The sequence below is a fragment of the Vibrio sp. 10N.222.49.C9 genome (assembly GCF_041474985.1).
Taxonomy (GTDB): Bacteria; Pseudomonadota; Gammaproteobacteria; order Enterobacterales; family Vibrionaceae; genus Vibrio; species Vibrio crassostreae_C.
This window is the reverse complement of sequence record NZ_JBFRVD010001479.1, coordinates 1-226: the sequence shown is the minus strand read 5'-3', so window position 1 is coordinate 226 and position 226 is coordinate 1. Positions and strand designations below refer to the sequence as shown.

1 protein-coding gene is annotated in these 226 nt (G+C 47.3%); it reads left to right on the top strand.

Annotated features, from left to right (window positions below):
* Window positions 1–226, top strand: a 226-nt coding sequence (locus tag AB4585_RS28850; protein ID WP_372172217.1) for a biotin/lipoyl-binding protein, incomplete at both ends; no start/stop codon positions are given.

The window sequence follows — 226 nt, the reverse complement described above, 5'->3', positions numbered from 1 at the left end:
ATTTAATGCCGAGCCCGTCGCTCGAAAAATCGAACTCTATGGACGAACAGCGCCAAATCGTCATGTTGAACTCAGCGCAGAACTTGCAGGCACTATAAAAACCTTAAGGGTTCGTAAAGGCGCTACGGTCAAGCGTGGGCAAATCATTGCCATGATCGACAAAGGGGATTTAGAGATCCAGTTGGATCGTGCCAATGCCTTATTGCGAGTTAAGCAAAAAGAGCTG